General features: G+C 65.7%; 17 protein-coding genes. 6 read left to right on the top strand and 11 right to left on the bottom strand.

Annotated features, from left to right (window positions below):
• Positions 1-16: 16 nt before the first annotated feature.
• Entirely contained in the window at positions 17-1,384 is a 1,368-nt protein-coding gene (gene eat / locus ACZ1I2_RS14440) for an ethanolamine permease (protein ID WP_465176774.1), read from the bottom strand.
• Positions 1,385-1,599: 215 nt separating this feature from the next.
• On the opposite strand from eat, the gene betC reads away from it, so the two are divergent.
• Positions 1,600-3,120, top strand: coding sequence for a choline-sulfatase (gene betC / locus ACZ1I2_RS14435; protein WP_465176775.1), 1,521 nt, complete (start codon positions 1,600-1,602; stop codon positions 3,118-3,120).
• A 132-nt stretch (positions 3,121-3,252) separates the two neighbouring features.
• Here betC and choV read toward each other — a convergent pair whose 3' ends face one another.
• Together choV and choW are read right to left on the bottom strand one after the other, a co-directional pair.
• Positions 3,253-4,455: a choline ABC transporter ATP-binding protein gene (gene choV / locus ACZ1I2_RS14430; protein WP_465176776.1), complete on the bottom strand. Its 1,203-nt coding sequence runs from the start codon at positions 4,453-4,455 to the stop codon at positions 3,253-3,255.
• On the bottom strand, positions 4,452-6,212 hold the full coding sequence (gene choW / locus ACZ1I2_RS14425) for a choline ABC transporter permease subunit (RefSeq protein ID WP_465176777.1): 1,761 nt from the start codon (positions 6,210-6,212) through the stop codon (positions 4,452-4,454). Before choW ends, choV begins: the two co-directional genes overlap by 4 nt.
• A 255-nt stretch (positions 6,213-6,467) precedes the next feature.
• On the opposite strand from choW, the gene betB reads away from it, so the two are divergent.
• Entirely contained in the window at positions 6,468-8,438 is a 1,971-nt protein-coding gene (betB, locus tag ACZ1I2_RS14420; protein WP_465181468.1) for a betaine-aldehyde dehydrogenase, read from the top strand.
• 12 nt (positions 8,439-8,450) lie between these two features.
• Positions 8,451-10,109, top strand: a complete 1,659-nt coding sequence (betA, locus tag ACZ1I2_RS14415; protein ID WP_465176779.1) for a choline dehydrogenase — start codon at positions 8,451-8,453, stop codon at positions 10,107-10,109.
• A gap of 6 nt (positions 10,110-10,115) precedes the next feature.
• On the opposite strand, the gene ACZ1I2_RS14410 is transcribed toward betA, so the two are convergent.
• From ACZ1I2_RS14410 to ACZ1I2_RS14400, 3 genes are read right to left on the bottom strand one after another with little or no spacing between them, the layout of a single operon-like run.
• Positions 10,116-10,610 carry a prolyl-tRNA synthetase associated domain-containing protein gene (locus ACZ1I2_RS14410; RefSeq protein ID WP_465176780.1) on the bottom strand — a complete coding sequence of 165 codons (495 nt, stop codon included), beginning with the start codon at positions 10,608-10,610 and terminating at the stop codon, positions 10,116-10,118.
• Entirely contained in the window at positions 10,607-11,659 is a 1,053-nt protein-coding gene (locus ACZ1I2_RS14405) for an HAD family hydrolase (RefSeq protein ID WP_465176781.1), read from the bottom strand. The genes ACZ1I2_RS14410 and ACZ1I2_RS14405 overlap by 4 nt, the downstream gene beginning before the upstream one ends.
• On the bottom strand, positions 11,656-13,716 hold the full coding sequence (locus ACZ1I2_RS14400) for a phosphocholine-specific phospholipase C (protein WP_465176782.1): 2,061 nt from the start codon (positions 13,714-13,716) through the stop codon (positions 11,656-11,658). Before ACZ1I2_RS14400 ends, ACZ1I2_RS14405 begins: the two co-directional genes overlap by 4 nt.
• 306 nt (positions 13,717-14,022) lie before the next feature.
• Between ACZ1I2_RS14400 and ACZ1I2_RS14395 the strand changes: the two genes are divergently transcribed.
• Genes ACZ1I2_RS14395 through eutC form a run of 3 tightly spaced genes read left to right on the top strand, consistent with a single transcriptional unit; the run spans position 14,023 to position 18,596 of the window.
• Positions 14,023-16,398, top strand: coding sequence for a TonB-dependent receptor (locus ACZ1I2_RS14395; protein ID WP_465173455.1), 2,376 nt, complete (start codon positions 14,023-14,025; stop codon positions 16,396-16,398).
• Between the two features lie 58 nt (positions 16,399-16,456).
• Positions 16,457-17,857: an ethanolamine ammonia-lyase subunit EutB gene (locus tag ACZ1I2_RS14390; RefSeq protein WP_465173456.1), complete on the top strand. Its 1,401-nt coding sequence runs from the start codon at positions 16,457-16,459 to the stop codon at positions 17,855-17,857.
• Positions 17,850-18,596 carry an ethanolamine ammonia-lyase subunit EutC gene (gene eutC / locus ACZ1I2_RS14385; RefSeq protein WP_465173457.1) on the top strand — a complete coding sequence of 249 codons (747 nt, stop codon included), beginning with the start codon at positions 17,850-17,852 and terminating at the stop codon, positions 18,594-18,596. Before ACZ1I2_RS14390 ends, eutC begins: the two co-directional genes overlap by 8 nt.
• A 200-nt stretch (positions 18,597-18,796) precedes the next feature.
• On the opposite strand, the gene ACZ1I2_RS14380 is transcribed toward eutC, so the two are convergent.
• From ACZ1I2_RS14380 to ACZ1I2_RS14360, 5 genes are read right to left on the bottom strand one after another with little or no spacing between them, the layout of a single operon-like run.
• Positions 18,797-19,300: a sarcosine oxidase subunit gamma gene (locus ACZ1I2_RS14380; protein WP_465173458.1), complete on the bottom strand. Its 504-nt coding sequence runs from the start codon at positions 19,298-19,300 to the stop codon at positions 18,797-18,799.
• Complete coding sequence (locus ACZ1I2_RS14375) at positions 19,293-22,154, bottom strand: 2Fe-2S iron-sulfur cluster-binding protein (protein ID WP_465176783.1); 2,862 nt, start codon at positions 22,152-22,154, stop codon at positions 19,293-19,295. The genes ACZ1I2_RS14380 and ACZ1I2_RS14375 overlap by 8 nt, the downstream gene beginning before the upstream one ends.
• Entirely contained in the window at positions 22,151-22,465 is a 315-nt protein-coding gene (locus tag ACZ1I2_RS14370; RefSeq protein ID WP_465176784.1) for a sarcosine oxidase subunit delta, read from the bottom strand. Before ACZ1I2_RS14370 ends, ACZ1I2_RS14375 begins: the two co-directional genes overlap by 4 nt.
• A gap of 1 nt (position 22,466) precedes the next feature.
• Entirely contained in the window at positions 22,467-23,720 is a 1,254-nt protein-coding gene (locus tag ACZ1I2_RS14365; protein ID WP_465176785.1) for a sarcosine oxidase subunit beta family protein, read from the bottom strand.
• Complete coding sequence (locus ACZ1I2_RS14360) at positions 23,717-24,964, bottom strand: aromatic ring-hydroxylating oxygenase subunit alpha (RefSeq protein ID WP_465176786.1); 1,248 nt, start codon at positions 24,962-24,964, stop codon at positions 23,717-23,719. Before ACZ1I2_RS14360 ends, ACZ1I2_RS14365 begins: the two co-directional genes overlap by 4 nt.
• Positions 24,965-24,966: the final 2 nt, after the last annotated feature.

Raw genomic sequence — 24,966 nt, 5'->3', positions numbered from 1 at the left:
TGGTCGACGGCGCACCTCATCCGGACATCGCGGATGCCGAGGGCGCCGGCCTCTTGACGAGAAGTGCCGTGGCGACCGCCACGAGCATCAATGCGAGGAACACGAGGAATATCGCCCCGTTGTAGTAAATCATCGCCGCCAGCGCGACGACCGACATCGCCAGCGCGAACCCCGGCGCGAGGGGATAGAGCGGCGCGCGATAGGGTCGATCGAGCGCTGGCTCGGTCTTCCGCAGGCGGAACAGGCTGGCCATGCTCATCATGTACATCACCAGCGCGCCGAACACCGACATGGTGACGATGCTCGCGGTCAGCGACTGGCCGGCGATGCCGATCAGGCTGTCGCTGTAGATCGCCGCGACGCCGACCACGCCGCCGGCGACCGTCGCGATATGCGGCGTGCGGAAGCGCGGATGCAGCCGCGCGAAGATCAAGGGCAGATAGCCCGCGCGCGACAGCGCGAATATCTGCCGGGCATAGCCCATGATGATCCCGTGGAACGAGGCGATCAGGCCGAACAGGCCGAGCCAGACCAGCATGTGCAGCCAGCCGCTCGACGACCCGACCACCGTCTTCATCGCCTGGGGCAGCGGATCGTTGAGGTTCGACAGCGCCTTCCAGTTGCCCGACCCGCCCGCGAAGATCATCACCCCGAACGCCAGGGCCGTGAGCGTCAAGATGCCCGCGATATAGGCGATCGGGATGGTGCGCCGCGGCTCGCGCGCTTCCTCGGCGGCCATCGCGACCCCCTCGATTGCGAGAAAGAACCAGATCGCGAAAGGGATCGCGGCGAAGATGCCGCCGATCGAGCCGATCGTGAAATGGGCGGCACCGCCCCAGCCGTCGGCGGCGAAGCTGGTCCAGCTGAATGCCGGCGCCACGACCCCCATGAACACCAGCAGCTCGCCGACCGCCAGGAGCGTCACGAACAGCTCGAAGGTGGCGGCAATTCGTACCCCGACGATATTGAGCAGGACAAAGACCACATAGGCGCCGAGTGCGGCATGCTTCGGGTCGAGCCCGGGAAACTGCACGTTGAGATAGGCGCCGATCGCCAGCGCGATCGCCGGCGGCGCGAACAGGAATTCGATCAGCGTGGCGAAGCCCGCGACGGCACCGCCGACCGGCCCAAAAGCGCGGTGACTATAGGCGAATGGCCCGCCCGCATGCGGAATCGCGGTGGTCAGTTCGGTAAAGCTGAAGATGAAGGCGACATACATCGTCGCGACGACGATCGTCGTGACCAGGAACCCGAGCGTCCCGGCCGTCGCCCAGCCATAGCTCCAGCCGAAATATTCGCCCGAGATGACAAGCCCGACGGCGATGCCCCAGAGATGGAAGGCATTGAGATTCTTGGCGAGCGTGACGTCCTGACGGTCGTGCATCGATGTCCCCCGGGCGCCCGGGAGCGGCCATCTGCCTCGCACCACCAGGGACACCCCATCGATGGAGTATCATCGCGTCCGCCGCTGCTGGAAAGGCCTGTTGTGCGGCGCAGCGAAGTAAAAGCGCTTCTTATGCGGGGTATAACGAAAGCCGACTTCACAGCGTCAAGGGCAAGCGCCAAGCATCGGCTTTTCGCTCGCATCGGGATCAGTGCATGGCTGGCGCCAAACCCAATATCCTGATCCTGATGGTGGACCAGATGGCGCCAGGCGCCCTGCCCGCCTATGGCAACACGATCGTCAAAAGCCCGAACATCGACCGGCTGGCCAAGACCGGCGTGGTGTTCGATTCAGCCTATTGCAACAGCCCGCTCTGCGCGCCGTCGCGCTTTTCGTTCCTCGCGGGCCTGCTGCCGTCGCGCATCGGCGGCTATGACAATGCCTGCGAATTCCCGGCCGATCGCCCGACCGTCGCGCATCATCTGCGCCGTCGCGGGTATCGCACGATCCTTGCCGGCAAGATGCACTTTGTCGGCCCGGACCAGCTGCACGGGTTCGAGGAGCGGCTGACCACCGACATCTACCCGGCCGATTTCGCCTGGACGCCCGACTGGACCCGGTTCGACGAACGGCCGAGCTGGTATCATTCGATGGACTCGGTGCTGAGCGCAGGTCCGTGCATCCGAACCAACCAGCTCGATTATGACGAGGAAGTGAGCTTCGTCACGCGCCGCAAGCTGTTCGAGATCGCGCGCGACAGCGACGACCGGCCGTTCTTCATGGTGATGTCGCTCACCCACCCGCATGATCCCTTCGCGATCCCGCAGCGTTACTGGGATTTGTACGACCATGCCGAGATCGAGCTTCCCCGCGTCAGCATCGCGATCGAGCGGCAGGACCCGCATTCGCTTCGGCTGCGGCATGTCTGCGGGCTCGACCTGGACGACGTCACCGACGAGCAGGTCCGCGCCGCGCGGCATGCCTATTATGGCGCGATCAGCTTTGTCGACGAGCAGATCGGCGCTGCCCTCGAAACGCTCGCCCAGACGGGCATGGCCGATGACACGATCGTGCTGCTGATCGGCGATCATGGCGAAATGCTCGGCGAGCGTGGCCTCTGGTACAAGATGAACTTCTTCGAGGGCGGCGCGCGCATTCCGATGATCGTCAATGCGCCGGACAGATTCGCCCCAGGGCGCGTGGCGGAGAGCGTGTCGCTGGTCGACCTGTTGCCGACGCTGATCGATCTCGCGGGTGGCGACGACGACGCCGGCACCCCGCACTACGGCACCAGCCTGATGCCGCATCTGGCCGGCCAGCCCGGCCATGACCTGGTGCTGGGCGAATATCTCGGCGAGGGCGCAATCGCGCCGATCGTGATGATCCGGCGCGGACCGTTCAAGTTCATCCACTCGCCGGTCGATCCCGACCAGCTGTTCGATCTTGCCGCCGACCCGGACGAACTGGTCAACCTCGCGCCGTCGCCCGACCATGCGGTACTGGTGGCCGACTTCCGGCGCGAGGTGACGGCGCGCTGGGATCTTGGCCGGATCGAGGCTGAGGTGCTGGCGAGCCAGCGGCGCCGCCGCCTGGTCGCCGCCGCGATGGCCGAGGGCAAAAGGACGTCCTGGGACTATCAGCCCCGCCGTGATGCTTCGCAGGAATATGTGCGAGGACATATGGACCTCGAAGAGCTCGAAGCCTCGGCCCGATTCCCGCGGGTTCGCGGCGAATAACGATCCAGCCGAAGCAAGTTCCGCATGACGGCAGGTTTGTCACGGCAGGTTTGTCAGGGAACGAACTTCAGGTTCAGGACACCAGGTTTCGGCCTTCGCCGGGGAACAAGAAGGGTGGAGGCGGTGCGTCCGTCAGACCCCGGCGGGGCTCTGACGGAGCGCGCGCAGGATGTCGGTGCCCGAGCAGATACCGACCAGCCGGCCCTCTTCGACCAGCAGCACCGGATGGGCGGATTCGGCGCAGATGCGGATCAGCGTGCGCACCGAGATGCCGGCCGGGCATGCGACGACGGCGTCGGGAAAGGCGTGGTGCGCATCGGGATCATCGATCGTGGTAATGGCATGCGCCTCGCCGGCGATGGTCAGGCTACCCAGTCCCTCACCTTCCACCAGCCGGTACAGGCCATGCTCGTCGAGATGGATTTCGCCGTCCCGCGCGACCAGTCCAGCCGCCGGGCGCATCACCGATGCGCCGTTCATGACGTTGAGCGGGTTCATGTGGCGCACGAACTCGGCGACATAGTCGGTCGCCGGACGCAGCACGATATCCTCTCCCGAGCCGCTCTGGATGATATGCCCGCCTTCGAGGATCGTCACCTGGTCGCCTAGCTTCAATGCCTCGTCGAGATCGTGGCTGACGAACAATATGGTCTTCTGGACCTGCTCCTGCAGGGTCAGCAACTCGTCTTGCAACTTGGCGCGGATCAGGGGGTCGAGCGCGGAAAAAGGCTCGTCCATCAACAGGATATCGGCGTCCGTCGCAAAGGCACGAGCCAGGCCGACGCGCTGCTGCATGCCGCCGGAAAGCTCGCCGGCATAACGATCGGCCCATTTGTCGAGACCGACCAGGGCGAGGCGTTCGTCCACGATCTCGGCGATCTCCGCCTTGGGCGTGCCCCGCAGCTCGAGGCCGAAGGCGACATTCTCGCGCACGGTGCGCCAAGGCAGCAACGCGAATTGCTGGAACACCATCGCCACCCGGTTGCGGCGGATATGGCGCAGCGTCGCCTCGTCGCAATCGGCGATATCCTTCGAGCCCAGACCGTCGCGCACCAGCACATGCCCGCGCGTCACCTTGTTGAGCCCGTTGGCCGCCCGCAACAGAGTCGATTTGCCCGAGCCGGACAGCCCCATCAGCACGGAGATCTTGCCCTGTTCGACCACCAGACTGGCATTGGTGACACCGAGCACGACATTGGTCTGCCGCGCGATCTCGGCACGGTCGGCACCCTGGTCCAGCAGCTTCAGCGCGGTCGCCAGACTGTCGTCGTGCCGCCTGCCCTGCCCCTTGCAGAACAGGATATCGACGTTGCGGAATTCGAGCGCGACGGTCATGGCGTTCCCTTCGCGTCGTTGCGTGTGATCCGGTCGAGGATGATGGCGAGCAGCACGATGGCGAACCCGGCCTCGAAGCCCATGCCGACCTGGACCGTGTTGAGCGCCCGCACCACCGGCACGCCCAGCCCGCCCGCCCCGACCAGGGCGGCGATCACCACCATCGACAAACTGAGCATGATGCACTGAGTGATGCCGGCGACGATCGATTGCCGGGCCGCGGGCAATTCCACCTTGGTGAGCAGCTGCCAATTGGTCGCCCCGAAGGACTTGCCCGCTTCCAGCAAGGGTGTCGGCACCGACATGATGCCGAGCTGAGTCAGGCGGATCGGCGCGGGCAAGGCGAAGATGATCGTCGAGATCAGCCCGGGCACGACGCCGAGCCCGAACAACACCAGCGTCGGGATCAGATAGACGAAGGTCGGCAGCGTCTGCATCAGATCGAGCACGGGCCGGAGCATGTCGAACGCCCGCGGCCGATGCCCCGCCCAGATGCCGATCGGCACCCCGATCACGGTCGAGACCGCGGCGGCGAACATCACCAGCGACAGCGTCTCCATCGTCGCTGCCCAATAGCCCTGGTTGATGATGAACAGCAACGCGAGCGGCACGAAGATCGCAAGCGCGACGGAGCGCCGCAGATAATAGGCAAGCCCCGCCATCAGCGCCACGAAGAGCAACGGCGGGATGAACATCAGCACCGCGGTCAGCGCATTGACCGACGACCCGACGACCGTCGTGATCAGCGCGAAGATCGCGGCATGGGTTTTAATGCCCTCGACCAGATCGTTCATCCAGGCCCCGACCGGGATCTTGTGCTCGGTGATGAAGCTGCCCCGCGCCGCCGGGGCGAGCGCCGCCATCACAGCCGCGTCGCCCGGCTTGCCGTCGAACGTCGTCACGCCCTTCAGCCAGGTTCGCACCTTGTCGGGGTGATCCCGCAGCCAGTCGCGCGCGGCGATCGTCGGACTGCCCTTCTCGACACCTGTCTCCATCAAGGCATTCTCGTCGCCGACCTCGAAGACCAGGTTCCTGAGCAGGCGCCCGACATTGGGGCATTGTTCGAGATAGCCCGAGCGCACATTGGTATAGACCTTGGCGCCGCCGAAATTCGGTCCGAACACGGCATCACCACCCGACAGGTAGCGCATCTTGAAGCGGCTGTTCATCGGGTGCGGCTGCCAGCCGAGAAAGACGATCGAGCGATGATTGCGCACCGCGCGCTCCACCTCGGCAAGCATGCCCTGCTCGCTGCTTTCGATCAGCTTGAACTGGCCGAGCCCGAACTGGTTCTTGCCGATCATGCCGAGCACCAGCCGATTGCCGTCATTGCCCGGCTCGATCCCGTAGATTTTCGCGCCGAGCGGGCCGGCAAAGCGCTGGATCGAGTCGAAGTTCTTGAGCCCGGCATCGTAGAGATAGGACGGGACCGCCAGGGTGTAGCGGGCATCGACCAGGTTCGCGCGAACCACATCGATCGAATGATCGTCGAGAAAGGGCTTCTGATCGGCCGACTGAGTCGGCATCCAGTTGCCGAGGAAGATGTCGATGTCGCGGTTGCGCATGCCGTTGAAGGTGACCGGCACCGACAGCACGGTGATGCGCCCTTCATACCCCAAGCCGCCGAGAAGCTGGGATGCAAGAGCGGTAGTAGCGGTCACGTCGGCCCAGCCGACATCCGCCAGCCTCACCTGCCGGCACAGTGGCGGATCGCCCGCCGCCTCGACTGCGGCGGGAAAGCCGAGTAGAAGAAACATGGCAAGGACTACCGACCTGCTAAACCAGCCCCTTGCCATTGGCGTTTTCCCCGAAAGCCCAAGCTGGCATAGTTGACTAAATGTTCAACGGATGTGCAAGCGCTATGTCTGTTCGAGCGCATTATCTTTGCAACGCCTGATATTGGCGTGCATATTATCGATTGAACGGTGATTCAGGAGACGCGGAAAGTGTTGGTTTCGGCTGCTTCAACGGCGGTATCGAGCGACGATCGGCGCGCGCGCCAATTGATCGAGATGACGATCGACAGCCTCGCCGAGATGGGGTTCGTCGGAACCACGCTGGCGGAGATCGGCGGGCGTGCCGGGGTGTCGCCTGGTCTGGTGGCCCATTATTTCGGTGACAAGAACGGTCTGCTCGAGGCGGCATTCCGTTTCCTGGCCGGTCGACTGGGGGAGAATCTGCTCGTCCGGCTGGCCAGTGCCGAGGGCCCCCGTGCCCGGTTGCAGGCAGTGATCGACGCCAACCTGGCGCCGGAGGAGTTCGATCCGCGCACCAGCACGGTGTGGCTCGCCTTTTGGGGCCAGGTGCTTCACGCGCCGCATCTGGGCCGCATCCAGCGCGTCTATCAGAAGCGCATGCTGTCGAACCTGCGCTACGCGTTGCGCCAGCTCGTGCCGCCGGCGGACGCCACCAAGCTCGCCGCGATGATCGCCGCGATGATCGATGGCGTCTGGCTGCGAGGCGCCCTTTCCGGCTGGGTCGAGACCGACAGCGAGACGGCGCGCTCCATGCTCACCTCGTTCGTGGACAATTATCTCAGCGACCTGCCGCCTCTTGCCGCCGCGAGGCCAGTGCCGCGCACGGTGATCACGCCGATCAATCCGGCCACGGGCGAGATCCTCGCCAGGATCGCGGTCACGCCATTGGCGGCGGTGGATGCGGCGGTTGCCCGGGCAAAGGCAGCACAGATCGGCTGGGCAGCGATGCCGCCGGTCGAGCGCGGCCGGATCCTACGCCGCGCCGCCGATATCCTGCGGGCCCGCAACGACCGGCTCGCACGGATCGAGACGCTCAATACCGGAAAGCCGATCCAGGAAACGCTTGCCGTCGACGTCCTGTCCGGGGCGGACTGCCTGGAATATTATGCCGGCGTGGCGGCGACCATCGCGGGCCAGCATCTCGATCTGGGCGCCGGCGCCTTCGCATATACGCGGCGCGAGCCGCTCGGCGTCGTCGCGGGCATCGGCGCGTGGAACTATCCGTTGCAGATCGCCTGCTGGAAGGCGGCACCGGCACTCGCCTGCGGGAACGCGATGATCTTCAAGCCGGCCGAGCAGACGCCGCTGACCGCGATCGAGCTGGAGGAGGTCTTCCGCGAAGCCGGGCTGCCCGACGGGGTCTTCCAGGTCGTGCAGGGGTTCGGCGAAACGGGCCGCGCGCTGACCGGCCACCGCGACATCGCCAAGATCTCGCTGACCGGCTCGGTCGAGACCGGCAAGCTGGTGATGGCGGACGCGGCGCGCAGCCTGAAGGCCGTGACGCTGGAGCTGGGCGGAAAATCGCCGCTGATCGTGTTCGACGATGCCGGCATCGACAATGCGGTGTCGGGTGCGATGCTCGCCAATTTCTATTCGAGCGGCCAGGTCTGCTCGAACGGCACCCGCGTTTTCGTGCAGCGGTCGATCCTGAAAACCTTTCTCGACCGGCTGGTCGCGCGCACCAGCGCACTGCGGATCGGCGATCCGCTCGACCCCGATACGCAGATCGGCCCGCTGGTCAGCGAAGCGCAGATGGAATCGGTGCTCGCCCATATCGCGCGCGCGCGGCATGCCGGCGTGCGCCTGGTCCATGGCGGCCAGCGGCGGGTCGAGGGCGCGATGGCTAGCGGCTATTATGTCGAACCGACCATCTTCGAGGCGGCCGACGATCGCCCGGCGATCGTGCGCGACGAGGTGTTCGGCCCGGTCATGACGATCCTCGCCTTCGACGACGAGGAGGAAGTAATCGCCCGCGCCAACGCCACCGAATTCGGGCTGGCCGCGGCGGTGTTCACGGCGGACCTGACCCGGGCGCACCGCGTCATCGCGCGTCTCCAGGCCGGGACGTGCTGGATCAATCAATACAACATAACCCCGGTCGAAATGCCGTTCGGTGGCATGAAGGCGTCGGGGCTGGGCCGCGAGAATGGCCTGGCCGCGATCGAACATTATACGCAGCTGAAGAGCGTCTATGTCGCCATGGCCGATATCGACTGCCCTTACTGACGCCATTCGGGAATGCAGGTGGAATACGATTACATCATCGTCGGCGCCGGATCGGCCGGTTGCGTACTGGCCGACCGGCTGAGCGCCGATGGGACCAACCGCGTGCTCGTGCTCGAATTTGGCGGATCCGACCGGTCGGTGTTCATCCAGATGCCGAGCGCGCTGTCGATCCCGATGAACAAGGCCAAGTATAACTGGCAATATGAGTCCGAGCCCGAGCCGCATCTCGGCGGGCGGCGCATGCATACGCCGCGCGGCAAGGTGCTGGGCGGCTCCTCGTCGATCAACGGGCTGGTCTATGTCCGGGGCAATCCGATGGACTTCGAGCGCTGGGAGGAAGAAGGCGCGGCCGGCTGGGGCTATCGCCATGTCCTCCCCTATTTCCGGCGCGCCGAGACGCGCGAGGAAGGCGGTAACCTCTATCGCGGTGACGAAGGCCGGCTCCACACCCGCTACGGGCCAATGACCAACCCGCTCTATCGGGCCTTCCTCTTGGCCGCCGAACAGGCCGGCTATCCACTGACCGACGACATCAACGGGGAGCAGCAGGAAGGCTTCGGCCGGATGGACATGACCGTCCATCGCGGCCGCCGCGCGAGCGCCGCCAACGCCTATCTGAAGCCGGCGATGGGCCGGCCCAATCTAACGGTGGAGACTCATGCGCTCGCCACGCGCATCCTGTTCGAGGGTCGCCGCGCGGTCGGCATCGCCTATCGCCAGCATGGCGCCGAGCATCAGGCACAGGCGCGGCGCGAGGTCATTCTTTCGGGCGGCCCGATCAATTCGCCGCAATTGCTCAAGCTCTCGGGCATCGGCCCGGCGGTGGAGCTGAAGGCACACGGCATCGCCGTGCTCCATGACCTGCCCGGCGTGGGGGAGAATTTGCAGGACCATCTGGAATTCTATTTCCAGAAGGAATGCCTGCAGCCGATCACGCTCTATTCGTCGATGAACTCGCTGGCCAAGCTGGCGATCGGGGCGCGCTGGCTGCTGCGCAAGGATGGGCTCGGCGCCACCAACCATTTCGAGAGCTGCGGCTTCATCCGCAGCCGGGCGGGCATCCCCTATCCCGACATCCAGTTCCATTTCCTGCCGCTCGCGGTGACCTATGACGGGCGCTCGCTGGCGAAAGGCCATGGCTTCCAGGCGCATGTCGGGCCGATGCGATCGAAGAGCCGCGGCAATGTCACGCTGGCGTCGGCGGAGGCGCGCGACAAGCCGGTCATCCGCTTCAACTATATGAGCCATCCCGACGACTGGGCGGAGATGCGCGCCTGTGTCCGGCTGACGCGCGAGATCTTCGCGCAGGAAGCGCTCGCGCCCTATTCGGGGCGCGAGATCCAGCCGGGCGAGGACGTGACCAGCGACGAAGCGATCGATGCCTTTGTCCGCGATCATGTGGAAAGCGCCTATCACCCGTCCTGTACCTGCAAGATCGGCAGCGACGACGATCCCATGGCGGTGGTCGATGCCGAATTGCGCGTGCGCGGCGTCGAGGGATTGCGCGTGGTGGATTCGTCGGTGATGCCGTCGGTGACGACCGGCAATCTCAACGCGCCGACGATCATGATCGGCGAAAAGGGCGCGGATCACATCCTCGGGCGGCCGCTCGCCCCGGCCTCCAACGCGCCCTTCTATACCACGCCTGAGTGGAAAACGGCGCAGCGCTGACCGGCGTTACGGCTGCAGCACCACCACCTGCGGCGGATGATTCCAGCGATCGAGCATCGCGACCAGGTCAGCGAACGCCATCGACAGGGTCGCGGTGTTGCGCAGCGGGTGCACGTTGATCGTGCCCGCGGGATCGAACGCCGCATCAAGCACGACCGATACGTCGCCACCTGTATCGTTGATCGCCGCCAGCGGCGTGACCGAACCGGGCTCGACGCCGAGCAGCCGCAACAGATGCTCAGGCCGGGCGAAGGAGAGCTTGCCCGCGCCAGTCTGCTGGCCGATGAACTTCAGGTCGGCGCGCCGGTCATGCGGCATGGTGACGAGCCAGAAACGGTCCTTGCCGTTCTTCAGGAACAGATTCTTGGTGTGGGCCCCGGCGATGCGATCATGCAGGCCGGCGCTTTCGTCCACGGTGAAGACGGCCTCGTGTTCGTGGACGGTGCACGCGATGCCGGCGGCATCGAGATCGGCCATCAGGCGGGTTTCGTCGGGCGTCATTGGCCAAGCTCGCTTTGTGTTACCGTCACCCAGCCCGTATCGGCGGCGATCGGCGGGGTGAGGCCGGCATCGCGCTCCATCGCGGCGCGCGCAACCCGCTTCTGCGCCAGCTCGGGCGTCGCGCTGCCCTTGCGGTCGACCCAGATCCGCACGCCGCCGGCATAATAGAGCATCGGCCAGTCGCTCCGGCTGTCCCCGGCCGCGAGGAGGGGGCGGCGGACCGGATCGATATAGGCCTGGATGCCGGCGACCTTGCCTTCGTGCCAGGTCAGCGGCGACCAGAGTGTCGAGGTGAGGATCATTCGGGCATTCAACGCCGCCGGATACTGCGCGTCGAGATAATGGCCGTTGGCGATCTGCTGGCGCGCGGTGGTCACGCTGTTATCGTCGGGATTGCGCAGCAACTGGGTGACGCCGATCACATTTTCCGGCGCGACATCGAAGCCATAGGCCGGATCGGACACGATCGCCCGGACCAGTTCCTCCAGCGAAGCGCTGACGACATAGACCTTGATGCCGTGCGCGCGCAGATAGGCCATCAACTGGCGCTGCGCCGGGAAGATCGCGGGCGCGAACACCGTGCCGTCGACCTGCTTGCCGTCCCTGGCATGGCGCACCAGGATCGGCGCCTTCGACACCATCATCGCGTCGACATCGCGCTTCAGGGCAGCGAGCGGCCGGCCGGCAAAGACCTGCGCGATCCAGGGATAGCAGAGCTTCTCGTCGATATCGCACATCCGCTCATAATAGCCGTACAGGCTCTCGCCCGGCAGTAGCGGGATCGGCTTTAGCGAGGGATCGAGCGTCGCGACCGACAGCACGCCCTTGTTTTCGAGAAACGGCAGCAGGCCTTCCTCGACATCGTTCTTCCACAAGGTGTTGTCGGCATCGAAGGTCGCGTACGAGCCCGGCGGCGCCTTGGCGACGACGCCTTCGATCTGCGCGCGGGCCGCCGCCGGCCAGAGATCGAGGTCCGCGGCCAGGGCCCTGCCGGAGAAGACAAGCCCTGCGGCCATGCCGAGAAGGCCGGCGACACCACGCGCGGTCACGCCGGCACCTGCGCGCCGATGGCGGGATCCGATTTGCTCGGCTTGCCGGTCTCGACATGGCCCGCGAAGCGCCGTCGCCAGGTCGATCCCGGCATTTCGACGAGCAGGTCGTACCAATGATCGTTGCGCGCGATCGGATAGCGGATGACGCGCGACGCGCCGGCGGCGAGATCGACCGACCGGACCGGCACCTTGCCATAAGCCAGCGGGCGAAGCGTGAGCCGGCATGCCGCGAGGCCATTATTGGCCAGCTTGACGAGCAGCGTGCCGCCATCGGCGCTCGGCTCGACCATCGCCTCGGCGCCGGCGCCGGCGCCGGAAAACTCCCGCAGGAAGCCGTTCGGGCCGTGCACCGCGAGCGCCGTCTCCGGGGATGGCAGGCCCGGCAGCTGATCGGTGATCGTTTCGCCCGGGCCGACGGTGTAGAACCACGGCCCGGCCGTGCCGCCCGCGGCATAGACGTTGAAGACCGCAGCCGCCGTGCCCCTGTTGACGAAGGCGAGCGTCAGGCCGGGCTTGCCGTCAGCGACCGCATGCACGTCCAGCGCATAGGGCAAGGCGCGCGCCGGGCGCTGGCCGGTCTCCTGTTTGGGCAAGGCCTGAGTCGCGGGAACGACCGGTGCGGGAAGTTTGGAAGAGAAGGTCACGCGCGCGATATAATCGGCGGTGCCGGGGAAGCCGCGCATCGCCGAGGCATCGGGATCGGCGAAGTCGAACATCGAGGTCAGGTCGCCGGTGATCGCGCGCCGCCATGGCGAGATATTGGGCTCCATCACCCCGAAGCGCCGCTCGAGGAAACGGATCACCGAGCTGTGATCGAAGATCTGCGAATTGACCCAGCCGCCACGCGTCCAGGGCGAGACGATCAGCAGCGGAACGCGCACGCCAAGCCCCACGGCCTGCCCCTTGTAGCTCTCCCCGGCCGTGTCGACCGTGCTCAGCCCCATGCTGCGGTCGGTCGCCGGCAGCGGCGCCGGCATATGATCGAAGAATCCGTCATTCTCGTCATAGTTGATGATGAATGCGGTCTTGGCCCACACTTCGGGATTGGCGGTGAGCGCGGCGAGCAGGCGGTCGGTCAGCGATTCCCCGCAGGCGGGCGGCGCTTCGGGATGTTCGGAATATTTGGCTGAGGCGACGATCCAGGAGACCTGGGGCAGCCGGTTCGCCGCGACATCGGCCGCGAAGGCCGATACCAGATGCTGCGCTTCGCTCTCCTTCGCGTTCGCCGCGGTCGATCCCGGGACGATCGCCCTGCCCCGCACATAGAGATCGTCGTCGGTCTTCAGGCCGCGAAAGGCCTTGAAATAAGCGAGCGAATTGTCACCGAAATTGTCGAATTCCTGATAGACGCGCCAGCTGATGCCGGCCTGTTGCAGCCGCTCCGCATAGGTCGTCCAGCCGGCCGCCTTGAAGCCCGGTCTGTCGCGTGCGGCATCGCCGGTCCAGTTGCCGTCATCGGCATTGTCGACCGCCTGCCGGCCCGCGTCCCCGACCGTCAATCCGCTGGTCCCGGTGAACAGGTACATGCGGTTGGGATTGGTCGGTCCGTGGATCGAGGCATAATAGCCGTCGCCCACGGTGAAGGCATCGGCGAGCGCGTGGTAGAAGGGGATGTCCGCGCGCCGGAAATAGCCCATCGTCAGCGGAGTCTTGTGCTTGATCCAGCAATCGTAGCGCGCCCATTCCGCCCAATCGCCCTTCCAGCTATGGTCCAGGCTCTTGATCAACGGGCCGCTCGTCGTCCGGCTGTCCATCAGGAACGGCAGGACATGGCCCGCGCCGTCAGGCCTGGGCTGGCGGAAGACGCTGTCGCCCGAGGGCAATCTCACCGGGCGTGGATCGCCATAGCCGCGCACGCCGTTCAACGTGCCGAAATAATGATCGAACGAGCGGTTCTCCTGCATCAGGATCACCACATTCTCGACATCGGCGATCGACCCGGTCCGGCGGTTGGCGGGCAAGGCCAGCGCCCGGCCGATCGAGGCGGGCACGGCGCCCGCCGCGCTCAATCCCGCTATGGTCTTCAATATCTGTCGGCGGTCACGCAGCGGCATGGCGACTCCCTTGATCCTCGATCGTGACGAACCGTCCCGGACACATTGAACCACCTATCAATGTTGGCAAGCGATTCGATGTTGCGCTGCGGCGGCGGCGCATCGAACGACCCGGGGCTGTCATCAAAATGGCATAATTCTCCTAGTAATAGGCCAAATCTGTTGCTTTCGCGCCACAGCTTGAAACCAGCTTCAATCAAGCGACGGCGCGCGGCGAATTCGCTTGATTCTGTTGCGACGCAGCAACAGACTTCGCGCCATCGCCGGACCTCGCACTTCAATCCGGGCCATAAGGGGATAAGTGACATGCGCCTTTCGAAGACTGTGCTGCTTACAGGCTCCATGCTGAGCGCGATCATCCTGCCCCAGGCGTCCTTCGCCCAGGAGGCGACCGAGCCGGCGGCACAAGCCGCGCCCAGCGAGGAAACCCCCGACATCGTCGTGCTCGGCTTCGGCCAGAGCCGTCAGGTGCAGAGCGTCAGCGCCATCGATATCGAGCGGATCGTGCCCGGCGCCAGCCCGCTCAAGGCCATCGAGAAGCTGCCCGGCGTGAACTTCCAGTCGGCCGACGCCTTCGGCAATTACGAATGGGCGGTGCGCATCTCGCTGCGCGGCTTCAACCAGAACCAGCTCGGCTTCACGCTCGACAACATCCCGCTCGGCGACATGAGCTATGGCAACGTCAACGGGCTGCACATCAGCCGCGCCATCATCTCGGAGAATATCAGCCGAACCGAAGTGGCTCAGGGCGCGGGCGCGCTGGGCACCGCGTCGACCAGCAATCTCGGCGGCACCATCCAGTTCTACAGCGACAACCCAAGGGACACACCCAACGTAACCGGTTCGGGCACCTATGGGTCGGACGACACTTGGCGTGGTTATGCCCGGCTCGATTCCGGGCTGATCGGCGAGCGGTTCAAGGGTTATGTCAGCTATGCCTATTACAAGACCGACAAGTGGAAAGGGTTCGGCGAACAGCGCCAGCAGCAGGTAAACGCCAAGCTAATGGCCGATCTCGGGCCGTTGGGCGACATCTCGGCCTATTTCGCTTTTTCCGACCGGCATGAAAACGACTATCAGGATCTCAGCCTGGACATCATCAAGCGGCGCGGCCTCAACGACGACAATATCAGCGATGATTATGGCACTGCGCTGAAACTGGCTCAGGTCTATCAGAATCAAGCTGCGCTCGCCGCCTATCAGGCAGCCCATAACGGTTCTTCCGTGGGCTTTACGGCGCCCTATGCGGGCATCGGCTTCACCTTTCCCGCCGGTTTCGGCACCGTCGACGACGCTTATTATGACGCAGCTGGCCTACGCCGCGACTATCTCGGCGGGGTCACGGTCAACGCGAATCTCGCCCCTGGTCTAACCATGAAGACCACCGGCTATTATCATGTCAACAAGGGCCAAGGCTCCTGGATCACGCCTTATACGGCGACTCCTCTGGGCGCCCCAAATGTGGACGGCACGCCGATCACCAACCCCGCCGCAATCTCGTTCCGCACCACGGAATACGGCATGCACCGTGGCGGGGCGCTCACCTCGGTCAGCTATGAGAGTGGCATCAACACCTTAGAAATTGGCGGCTGGTACGAGAGCAATACCTTCAATGCATCACGCCGGTTCTACGGCATGACCGCAGGCACCACCTCCAATCGCCCGGCGATCGATTACCAGAGCAACCCCTTCTTCATTCAATGGGACGGCAAATACGACACCGAGACGGTGCAATATCATGTCGAGGACACGATCAAGCTACTCGAGGACGACCTCGTCCTGAATGGCGGCTGGAAGGGCGTTCGTGTCGTCAACAAAGGCGTCCTGCGCGTCGGCACGCTCGCCTCGGGTCGTCTCGAGGCGAAGGACTGGTTCCAGCCACAGGCCAGCATCCTGTATCATGCCACGCCCAGCACCGAGCTCTTCGTCAGCTATACCGAGAATATGCGCGCCTTCGTCGCCTCGGGCGGCGCGGCGCCTTATTCCGGCACGCAGGTCACCTTCGACGCGATCAAGAACACGCTAAAGCCGGAAACCTCCAAGACGATCGAAGGAGGCATCCGCTTCCGCTCCGGCGGCCTGCAGGCTTCGGCCGTCGGCTATTATGTCAACTTCAGTGATCGCCTGCTGGCGTTCTCCATCGGTTCGGGCATCGTCGGTAATCCGCCCACGCTGAACAATGCCGGCAGCGTCCATACCTATGGCGGCGAAATTTCCGCGAATTACCGCTTCATGCAGGCGCTGTCCCTGTTCGCCAGCTATTCCTACAATGATTCAAAATATCAGGATGATGTGAAGGACTCGAAGGGTGTCGTCCTCTCCGCGACGGCCGGCAAGACGGTCGTCGACAGCCCGAAGCACATGCTCAAGGGCGAGATCGTCTATGACCAATATGGCTTCACCGCCCGCGTCGGCGCCGATTATATGAGCAAGCGCTACTTCACCTATCTCAACGACCAGTTCGTCCCGGCGCGTCTGACGATGGACGCCAGCATCGGCTATCGCTTCGGCGGAGAAGGCGCGCTGCACGGCGTGTCGATCACCGGCAACGTGACCAACCTGACCGACAAGAAATATATCGCGACGATCGGTTCGAACGGTTTCACCGCGCTCGGCGACAACCAGACGCTGCTGGCCGGCGCACCGCGCCAGTTCTTCGTTACGGTGAAGAAGGGCTTCTGATACGGTTGCGGTGGGATGGCCCGCGGTCATCCCACCGTCGATCGTCCGGAGGCCTCTAATGCCAGCCTATGAAGTCGATCTGGCCGGCACCCGCTACCATTTTCAGAGCCTCGCCCAGGTTCTCGCCGCGGCGACGCCGCCACGCTCGGGCGACCAGCTCGCCGGGATCGCCGCGGAAAGCGCGGAACAACGGGTCGCCGCGCGCTGGCTGCTCGCGGACCTGCCGCTCGCTGTCTTTCTCGAAGACCTGCCGATTCCCTATGAGGCCGACGAGGTCTCGCGCCTCATCATCGACTCGCACGATCGCGCCGCGTTCGCGCCGATCGCGCATCTGACGGTCGGCGGCTTTCGCGAATGGCTGCTGGCCGAGGACACCGACGACGCGGCGATCTCGACCGTGTCGCGCGGCGTCACGCCGGAAATGGCCGCCGCCGTCTCGAAGCTGATGCGCAACCAGGATCTGGTCGCGGCGGCGCGCCGGATCCGGGTCATCACCGCCTTTCGCGATACGATCGGCCTGCCCGGTCGCCTTTCGGTTCGCCTGCAGCCCAATCACCCGACCGATGACCCGACCGGAATCGCCGCCTCGATCCTCGACGGGCTGCTGCTCGGCGCCGGAGATGCCGTGATCGGCATCAACCCCGCCGGGGACGATGTCGAGCGGGTGGGCACGTTGCTCGCGATGATCGACGACATCCGCGAGGGTTTCGATATCCCGACTCAAAGCTGCGTGCTGACTCATGTCACCAACACGATCGAGCTCGTCCGCCGCGGCGCGCCGGTCGATCTCTGCTTCCAGTCGATTGCCGGGACCGAGGAAGCCAATCGCGGTTTCGGGATCGATCTGGTCCTGCTGCGCGAGGCGCAGGACGCGACCCTGGGCCTGGGGCGCGGCACGATCGGCAGCGACGTGATGTATTTCGAGACCGGCCAGGGCTCCTGCCTGTCGTCCGATGCGCATCACGGCGTCGACCAGCAGACACTGGAATGCCGCGCCTATGCCGTCGCCCGCGCGTTCCGGCCGCTGCTGGTCAATTCGGTCGTCGGCTTTATCGGCCCGGAATATCTCTATGACGGCAAGCAGATCCTGCGCGCCGCGCTGGAGGATCATTTCTGCGGCAAGCTGATGGGCCTGCCGATGGGACTGGACATCTGCTACACCAACCATGCGGAGGCCGATCAGGACGACATGGATACCATCCTGACGATGCTCGGCGTCGCGGGAGTGACTTTCGTGATGGGCGTGCCGGGGGCGGACGACATCATGCTCGGCTATCAATCGACCAGCTTCCACGATGTGCTCTATGCGCGCCACGTACTTGGCCTGAGGCCCGCGCCCGAATTCGAAACCTGGCTGAGCCGGGTCGGCCTGGCCGACGACCGCGGCCGCCTGATCGAGAACGGCCGGCCATTATTGCCCGGCCGATCCGTCGCGGCCCTGGCGGGATTGCGTGGCTGAGCCGCCGGCCCCCGCCGATCTCCCGTCGCGACTGCGCGCCGCGACCACCGCGCGTGTCGGGCTCGGACGGATCGGCACGGCGCTGCCGACGCGCGCATCGCTCGATTTCCAACTCGCCCATGCCCGTGCCCGCGACGCGGTGCAGGCGGAATTGGCGCCGGGCAGCTTCGGCGAAAGCATCGCCGGACGGCCGGTGATCGAAGTCCGCAGCCAGGCCGGGACGCGCGCGGACTATCTGCGGCGGCCGGACCTCGGCCGCCGCCTCCATGCGGAAGACCGCGACGCGCTTCTCGCGGGCGAGCATGATCTTGCCGTGGTGATTGCGGACGGCCTGTCGGCCACGGCCGTGCTCACACATGCCGCCCCGCTCGTGGAGACGCTGATCGAGCGCCTGCCGGGCTGGCGCATCGCACCAATCGTGATCGCTCATCATGGCCGGGTTGCGCTCGGCGACGAGATCGGCGCCGCGCTCGGCGCGAAAATGCTGGTGATATTGATCGGCGAGCGGCCCGGGCTGAGCGCGGCGGACAGCGTCGGCGCCTATATCACCTGGGCGCCGCAACCGGGGCTGCGCGACAGCGCGCGCAACTGCATCTCGAACATCCGCCCGCCGTACGGCCTCGCTTACGACGATGCGGCCGACCAGATCGCTGCGATCCTGCACGCCGCCCGCGCCGCGGGACTGACCGGCGTGTTGCTGAAGACCGGCGCGCCGACCGCGCTGCCGCCCGCCGGTTAAGCCACGCGCATTAATCTCACGGAGCGTTCGTGAGGGGGCGATCTTCCCCGGCGAAGGCCGGGGTCCAGTTGGGAGACGATCGTGATAAGGCGTTGAGTTTCCTTTATAATGACCTTTCCAACTGGACCCCGGCCTTCGCCGGGGAAGCAGAAAGGAGGAAGCGCGAGCGTGTCCGATAGCCCTGGCGTAACGCTGTCGGGCTAAAGCGCGAAATCGCTCGCCGCGAGATCCAGCGCCTCCCAGAGATAGGCGGCGAAGGAGCGCCACACCTCGAGATGGAAGGACTGTTCGCCGGTCCGCCAGAGAATAATTTCCACGCCGTCGAACAAGGTACGGGTGGCCTTGCCGGTCGGAAAGGCCCGCTGAAGATCGAGCGCGCAGCCGGTGAGGAGCAGCACCTCCGCCATGGGTCCTTCGACGGTGAGGCCGAGGTTGCGATGGCCGATATCGGTCAGCGCGTGCACGCCCTCGATCGCAGGCGCGGCCGCGCCCATGGGCAGGAGCAGCAGCCATTCGTCCGGACCAAGGCACAGGGCAGTCCCGCCGCCGAACGCGGAACTTGCCGTTACCTTGCCCGGCAGCCCGGCCGGCGCGCGCGTCCGCACACTGTACCGCGCCAGCGGCGCCGCGAGCGACAGCGTCACGCCCAGGTGGCGCGCCGGCTCCACCGGCACGGGATAAGCGAGTTCCAGCCCCTCAATCACGCAGCCGTACTCCCTCGCGGTCGTAGAAGACGCTGTCCGCGACCGTCACCCGGTGCACGCCCTCCGGCATCGGCACGAACAGGGTCTCGCCGATCCGGGCGCGCCCGTCGGCCACTACCGCCAAGGCGATCGACCGGCCGAGCGCCTCGCTCCAGTAGGAGGAGGTGACATGGCCGATCATCGGCACCGGCATCGGCGCGGCGGGATCGGGCACGATCTGCGCGCCTTCCTCCAGCACCAGCGCCGGATCCTCCGTCAGCAGGCCGACGAACTGCTTGCGCCCCGGCGCCACGATATCGGGCCGCGCGAGGGAGCGGCGGCCGACGAAATCGGGCTTTTTCCTGCCCACGGCCCAGCCGAGCCCGGCATCGTCCGGGGTCAGCGTGCCGTCGGTGTCCTGGCCGACGATGATATAGCCCTTTTCGGCGCGCAGCACGTGCATCGTCTCGGTGCCGTAAGGCACGATCCCGTGCTTCTGTCCTTCCTCGTACAACGCGTCCCACACGGCGCGGCCAAAGCCGGCAGGCACATTCACCTCGAAGCCGAGTTCGCCCGTGAAGCTCACCCGGAACAGGCGCGTCAGCACGCCGCAGATCGTGCCCTCCGCAACACTCATATGCGGCAGCGCTTCGGGCGACAGGTCGATCCCGCCGACGAACGGCGCGATCACGTCGCGGGTACGGGGCCCTTGCAGGGCGATCACGGCATAATGCTCGGTGGTCGAGGTGAGCCAGACATCGAGGTCGGGCCATTCAGTCTGGAGATAATCCTCCATCATGTTGAGCACGCGCGCTGCGCCGCCCGTGGTGGTGGTGACGTGGAAGCGGTCATCGGCCAGGCGCGCGGCAACGCCATCGTCCATGATGAAGCCGTCTTCCCGCAGCAGCAGCCCGTAGCGGCAGCGCCCCGGCGCCAGCGACTTCCACGGATTGGTGTACATGCGGTTGAGGAACTCGGCGGCATCGGGGCCGACCACCTCGATCTTGCCGAGCGTGGAGGCGTCGAACATGCCTACCCCCGCCCGCACCGCGCGGCACTCGCGCGCGACCGCGGCGCGCATGTCCTCGCCGGCCTGCGGGAAGTAGCGCGCGCGGCGCCACTGGGCGACATTCTCGAACACCGCGCCCTGCCCTTCCGCCCAGCCATCGATCGCGGTCTTGCGGACCGGCTGGAACAGCGCGTCCTTGGCCATGCCGGCCAACGCCCCGAAGGTCGTCGGCGTGTAGGGCGGACGAAACGTAGTCAGCCCGACCTGCGGCGCGGTACGGTCGAGCGCGCCTGCCGCGACCTGCAGCCCGTTGAGGTTGCTGGTCTTGCCCTGGTCGGTCGCCATGCCGTTGGTGGTGTAGCGCTTGATATGCTCGACCGACCGGAACCCCTCGCGCACGGCGAGACGAATATCACGCGCGGTGACGTCGTTCTGGAAATCGACGAACGCCTTGAAGTGGGTCGGATCGTGCGGACCGGGCAAGGCCTCGACGCTCACGCCGCTGCCGGAGATCGCGCCCGAGCAGCTGCCAATACAGGTCACCAGGTCCACGGCGCCGTCGGGCACGAACGCGCCTAGCTCCTCGCGCCAGGCCAGCGCGCCCTTGCCATGCGACCAGAGATGCACCGTCGGCGTCCACCCGCCCGCCATCAGCAGCGCGTCACAGGCGATCGTGCGTTCCCTGGCACCGCCGGTCGCGGCGACCGTGATCGCCTGGACCCGCTTCGCGCCGCTAGTACCGGTCACCGCATGGCCGGCGAGCAGCTCGATCCCGAGCGTTTCGGCCCGCACCGCCAGCGCTGGATCGATCGTGTCGCGCAGATCGACGATCGCGGCAATGCCCACCCCGGCCTCGGCCAGGTCGAACGCCGCCTGGTAGCCACTGTCGTGCGTCGCCATCAGCGCGACCCGCCGCCCGACCGCGACGCCATAGCGGTTGAGATAGGTCCGCGCCGCGCTCGCCAGCATGATGCCGGGGCGATCATTGTCGGCAAAGACGAGCGGCCGCTCGATCGCGCCGGTCGCTAACAGGATCCGCCCGGCGCGGATGCGGCGCAGTCGCTCGCGTGGGCCCTTCGCCGCGCCGACAGGCAGATGATCGGCCAGCCGCTCGACCGCGCCGACGAAACCGTCATGATAGAGGCCGATCGCGGTGGTGCGCGACAGGCAAGTCAGGTTGGGCGCCGCGCCAAGACGGGCGAGTGCGTCGGCGAGCCAGGCCGCGCGATCGGGCTCGGCCAGCAGCTTGCCGCCGAACTCGGCCTGCTCGTCCAGGATCATGACGCGCTCACCATTGCCGATTGCGTCGAGCGCGGCTTCCAGCCCGGCCCGCCCGGCGCCGACGATCAGCAGGTCGACGAAATCATTGGTGGCGGCATAACGATCCGCATCGACTGTGGTCGGCGCCGCGCCCAGCCCCGCCATGCGCCGGATCGCCGGCTCGTAGAGCTTCTCCCAGAAGGAGCGCGGCCACATGAAGGTCTTGTTGTAGAAGCCGGCCGGGAACAGCGGCGAGAAGACATTGTTGATCGCGCCCAGATCGAAGCCCAGCGACGGCCAGCGATTCTGGCTTTCGGCGACCAGGCCGTCATGCAGCTCGACCGTCGTCGCGCGCAGATTGGGCGTGTAGCGCCTCGGCCCGCGATCGATCCCGACCAGGGCGTTCGGCTCCTCGACCCCCGCCCCGAGAATGCCGCGGGGGCGATGATATTTGAACGACCGCCCGACGAGATGCACGCCATTGGCGAGCAGCGCGGAGGCGAGCGTGTCGCCCGCCAGCCCGGTCATCGCCTTGCCGTCGAACTGGAAGGTCAGCATCCGAGCGGAGTCGATCCGGCCGCGATCCTCGACGCGGAACCCGCTCACGTGATTCCCCCGGTCTCGTCGGTCCAGGCATCGGCCTCGCCAAGGCGCGGCAGGCCGGCCTTGTAGGTCCGCTCGAAATGGTCGGTCACCGTGTCGCGCACCGCGTTGAAGAAGCGGCCGCAGCCATGGATATGGCGCCAGCGCTCGAAATGCCGGCCGCGCGCGTTGGTGCGCTGGAACAGGTAACCCTCCCATTCGGCATCGTTCAGCGTGTCGGGCTGGGCCGGCCGGGCAATATGCGCCTCTCCGGCATAGCCGAACTCGATCTCGGGCCGGCGTTCGTCGCAATAGGGGCAGTGGATCAGCAGCATCTCAGTGCGCCACCGCGGCGGCGGCCGCTTCGTCGATCAGCTGCCCGGACCGGAAGCGCTCGAGGTTGAAAGGCGCATTGATCGGGTGCGGTTCATCCTTCGCGATCGTCCAGGCGAGCAGGTCCGCCGCGCCCGGAGTCGCCTTGAAGCCGCCCGTGCCCCAGCCGCAATTGACGTACAGACCCTTCACCGGAGTCTTGCCTAGGATCGGCGATCGATCGGGCGTCACATCGACGATCCCGCCCCAGTTGCGCAGCATCTGCATGCGCCGGACGACCGGGAATATCTCGCAGATCGCCGCCAGCGTGTGCTCGACGATGTGCATCGCGCCGCGCTGCGAATAGCTGACATAGGCATCCGTGCCGGCACCGATCACCAGCTCGCCCTTGTCCGACTGGCTCATATAGGCGTGCACCGTGTTGGACATGACGACGCAGGGGAAAAAGGGCTTAACCGGTTCGGATACCAGCGCCTGGAGCGGGAAGCTCTCGAGCGGGAAGCGCAACCCCGCCATCTCCATCACCACCGAGCTGTTGCCGGCGGCCGACACGCCGATCTTTTTCGTGGCAATGAAACCGCGCTCGGTCTCCACGCCCTCGACCGCCCCGTCGGCGCCGCGCCGGATGCCGGTGACGGCGCAATTCTGGATGATATCGACCCCGAGCGCCGAGGCCGCCCGGGCATAGCCCCAGGCAACGGAATCGTGCCGGGCGGTGCCGCCGCGCCGCTGCAGGGCCGCGCCGAGCACCGGGTGCCGCGCGCCCGGATCGATCGACAGCGGCGGGCAATAGGCTTGCGCCTGTTCCGGCGTGAGCCATTCATTGTCGACGCCGTTCAGCCGGTTCGAATGAATGTGCCGCTTGAAACTCTGCACGTCATGGACGTTGTGGGCGAGCATCATCACGCCACGCTTCGAATACATGACGTTGTAATTGAGCTCGGCGGACAGCCCGTCCCACAGCTTGACCGCATGGTCGTAGAGATGCGCGCTCTCGTCATAAAGGTAATTAGAGCGGATGATCGTGGTGTTCCGGCCGGTATTGCCGCCGCCCAGCCAGCCCTTTTCGATCACCGCGACATTGGTGATGCCGTGCTTCTTCGCGAGATAATAGGCAGCGCCCAGGCCATGCCCGCCGGCGCCCACGATCACGGCATCATAAGCGGGCTTTGGCGCGGCGTCCGGAAACTGCACCGGCCAGCTCTTGTGATGGCCGATCGCCTTGGCGACCAGCGTCGCGACATTATACCGGATCACGCGCCCCTTGCCCCCAGCGCGGCGCGCGCCCGATCAAGATAGAAGCTCTTGAAATTGCCCACCAGCTTCTCTTCGCGCGAGTAAGGGCCCTGGCGATAGCCGTCGGTCATGATCCCCAGATGGTTGATCGCGCAGAGATGGCTGTCCTGGCGGTTGGTCGCGCGCCAGACCGCGGTCAGATTGGCCGGGTCGTAATCCACGCCTTCCTCCGCATCCTCCCGCACCAGCCAGCTGGTCCGCAGCAGCGTCTTGTCGGGCGCAAGCGGCGTCAACGAGAAGGTGACGATATGGTCGCAGCAGAAATGGTGCCAGCTATTGGGCTGAGTCCAGACCGAAAGGCTCGACGTATTCGGCTCCGTGAACGGGCCGAGCAGCTTCGTGCTGGCGATCTTCCCGTCCACCGTCTGGCTTACTGCCCCATTGGCGAGCGGCAGCCGGGCGACGCGGTGCCACCAGTCGCCGGGAAACTCGATCAGGTCGTGATAGATGCCGAGCCGCCGCCACTCCTCACGCTCGGCCGCGATCCGTGCCTGCGAGGCAAGGTCGTCGGCGTCTAGGACCGCGTCTTCGGGCAGGCCCTTGCCGAAACCGCTCGACCCAAGGCACGAGGTCAGTTCGGGATGGTTGCCGTCGCAGTGATAGCATTCGCGATTATTCTCCATCACGAGCTTCCAGTTGGCGTCCTCGATCAGATCGTCCTGGACCGCCACCTTGCAATGCTCGAGATCGTACATGCCGATCTGCGCCGCGATATCCGCCTTGACCCGGTCGATCGGCGGCGGTGTGTCGCTGAGGCAGAGGAAGATCAGGCCGCCGATATTTTCGAGCGCCACCGGCGTCAGGCCGAATAGCTGCTTGTCGAAATCCTCGGGCATGTCGCGCGCGGCGAGAAGCCGGCCGTCGAGACCATAGGTCCACATATGATAGGGGCACATCAGCCGCGGCGCGCTGCCCGATGGCGCCGAGCAGATGCGGGCGCCGCGATGACGACAGCTGTTGTAAAAGGCGCGAACCTCGCCGTCGCGGCCGCGAACGATGATGATCGAGTTGTTGGCGAGGTCGAACAGGTAATAGTCGCCGGGCTTTTTCACATGCGCGACGGTGCAGGCGTAGAGCCACACCGATTTCAGCATGACCTGCATGTCGAACTCGAACGCCTCGCGCCCGACATAGAGCTGCTGCGGCAGGGTATAACCGGGGCGATCCTGTTCGAGCAGCGATGCGATATTCTCATAGCCGGACATGA

It is taken from the genome of Sphingomonas sp. BL-S-29 (genome assembly GCF_055521495.1).
The sequence above is the reverse complement of the archived record's forward strand: the minus strand, read 5'-3'. Positions and strand labels throughout refer to the sequence as shown.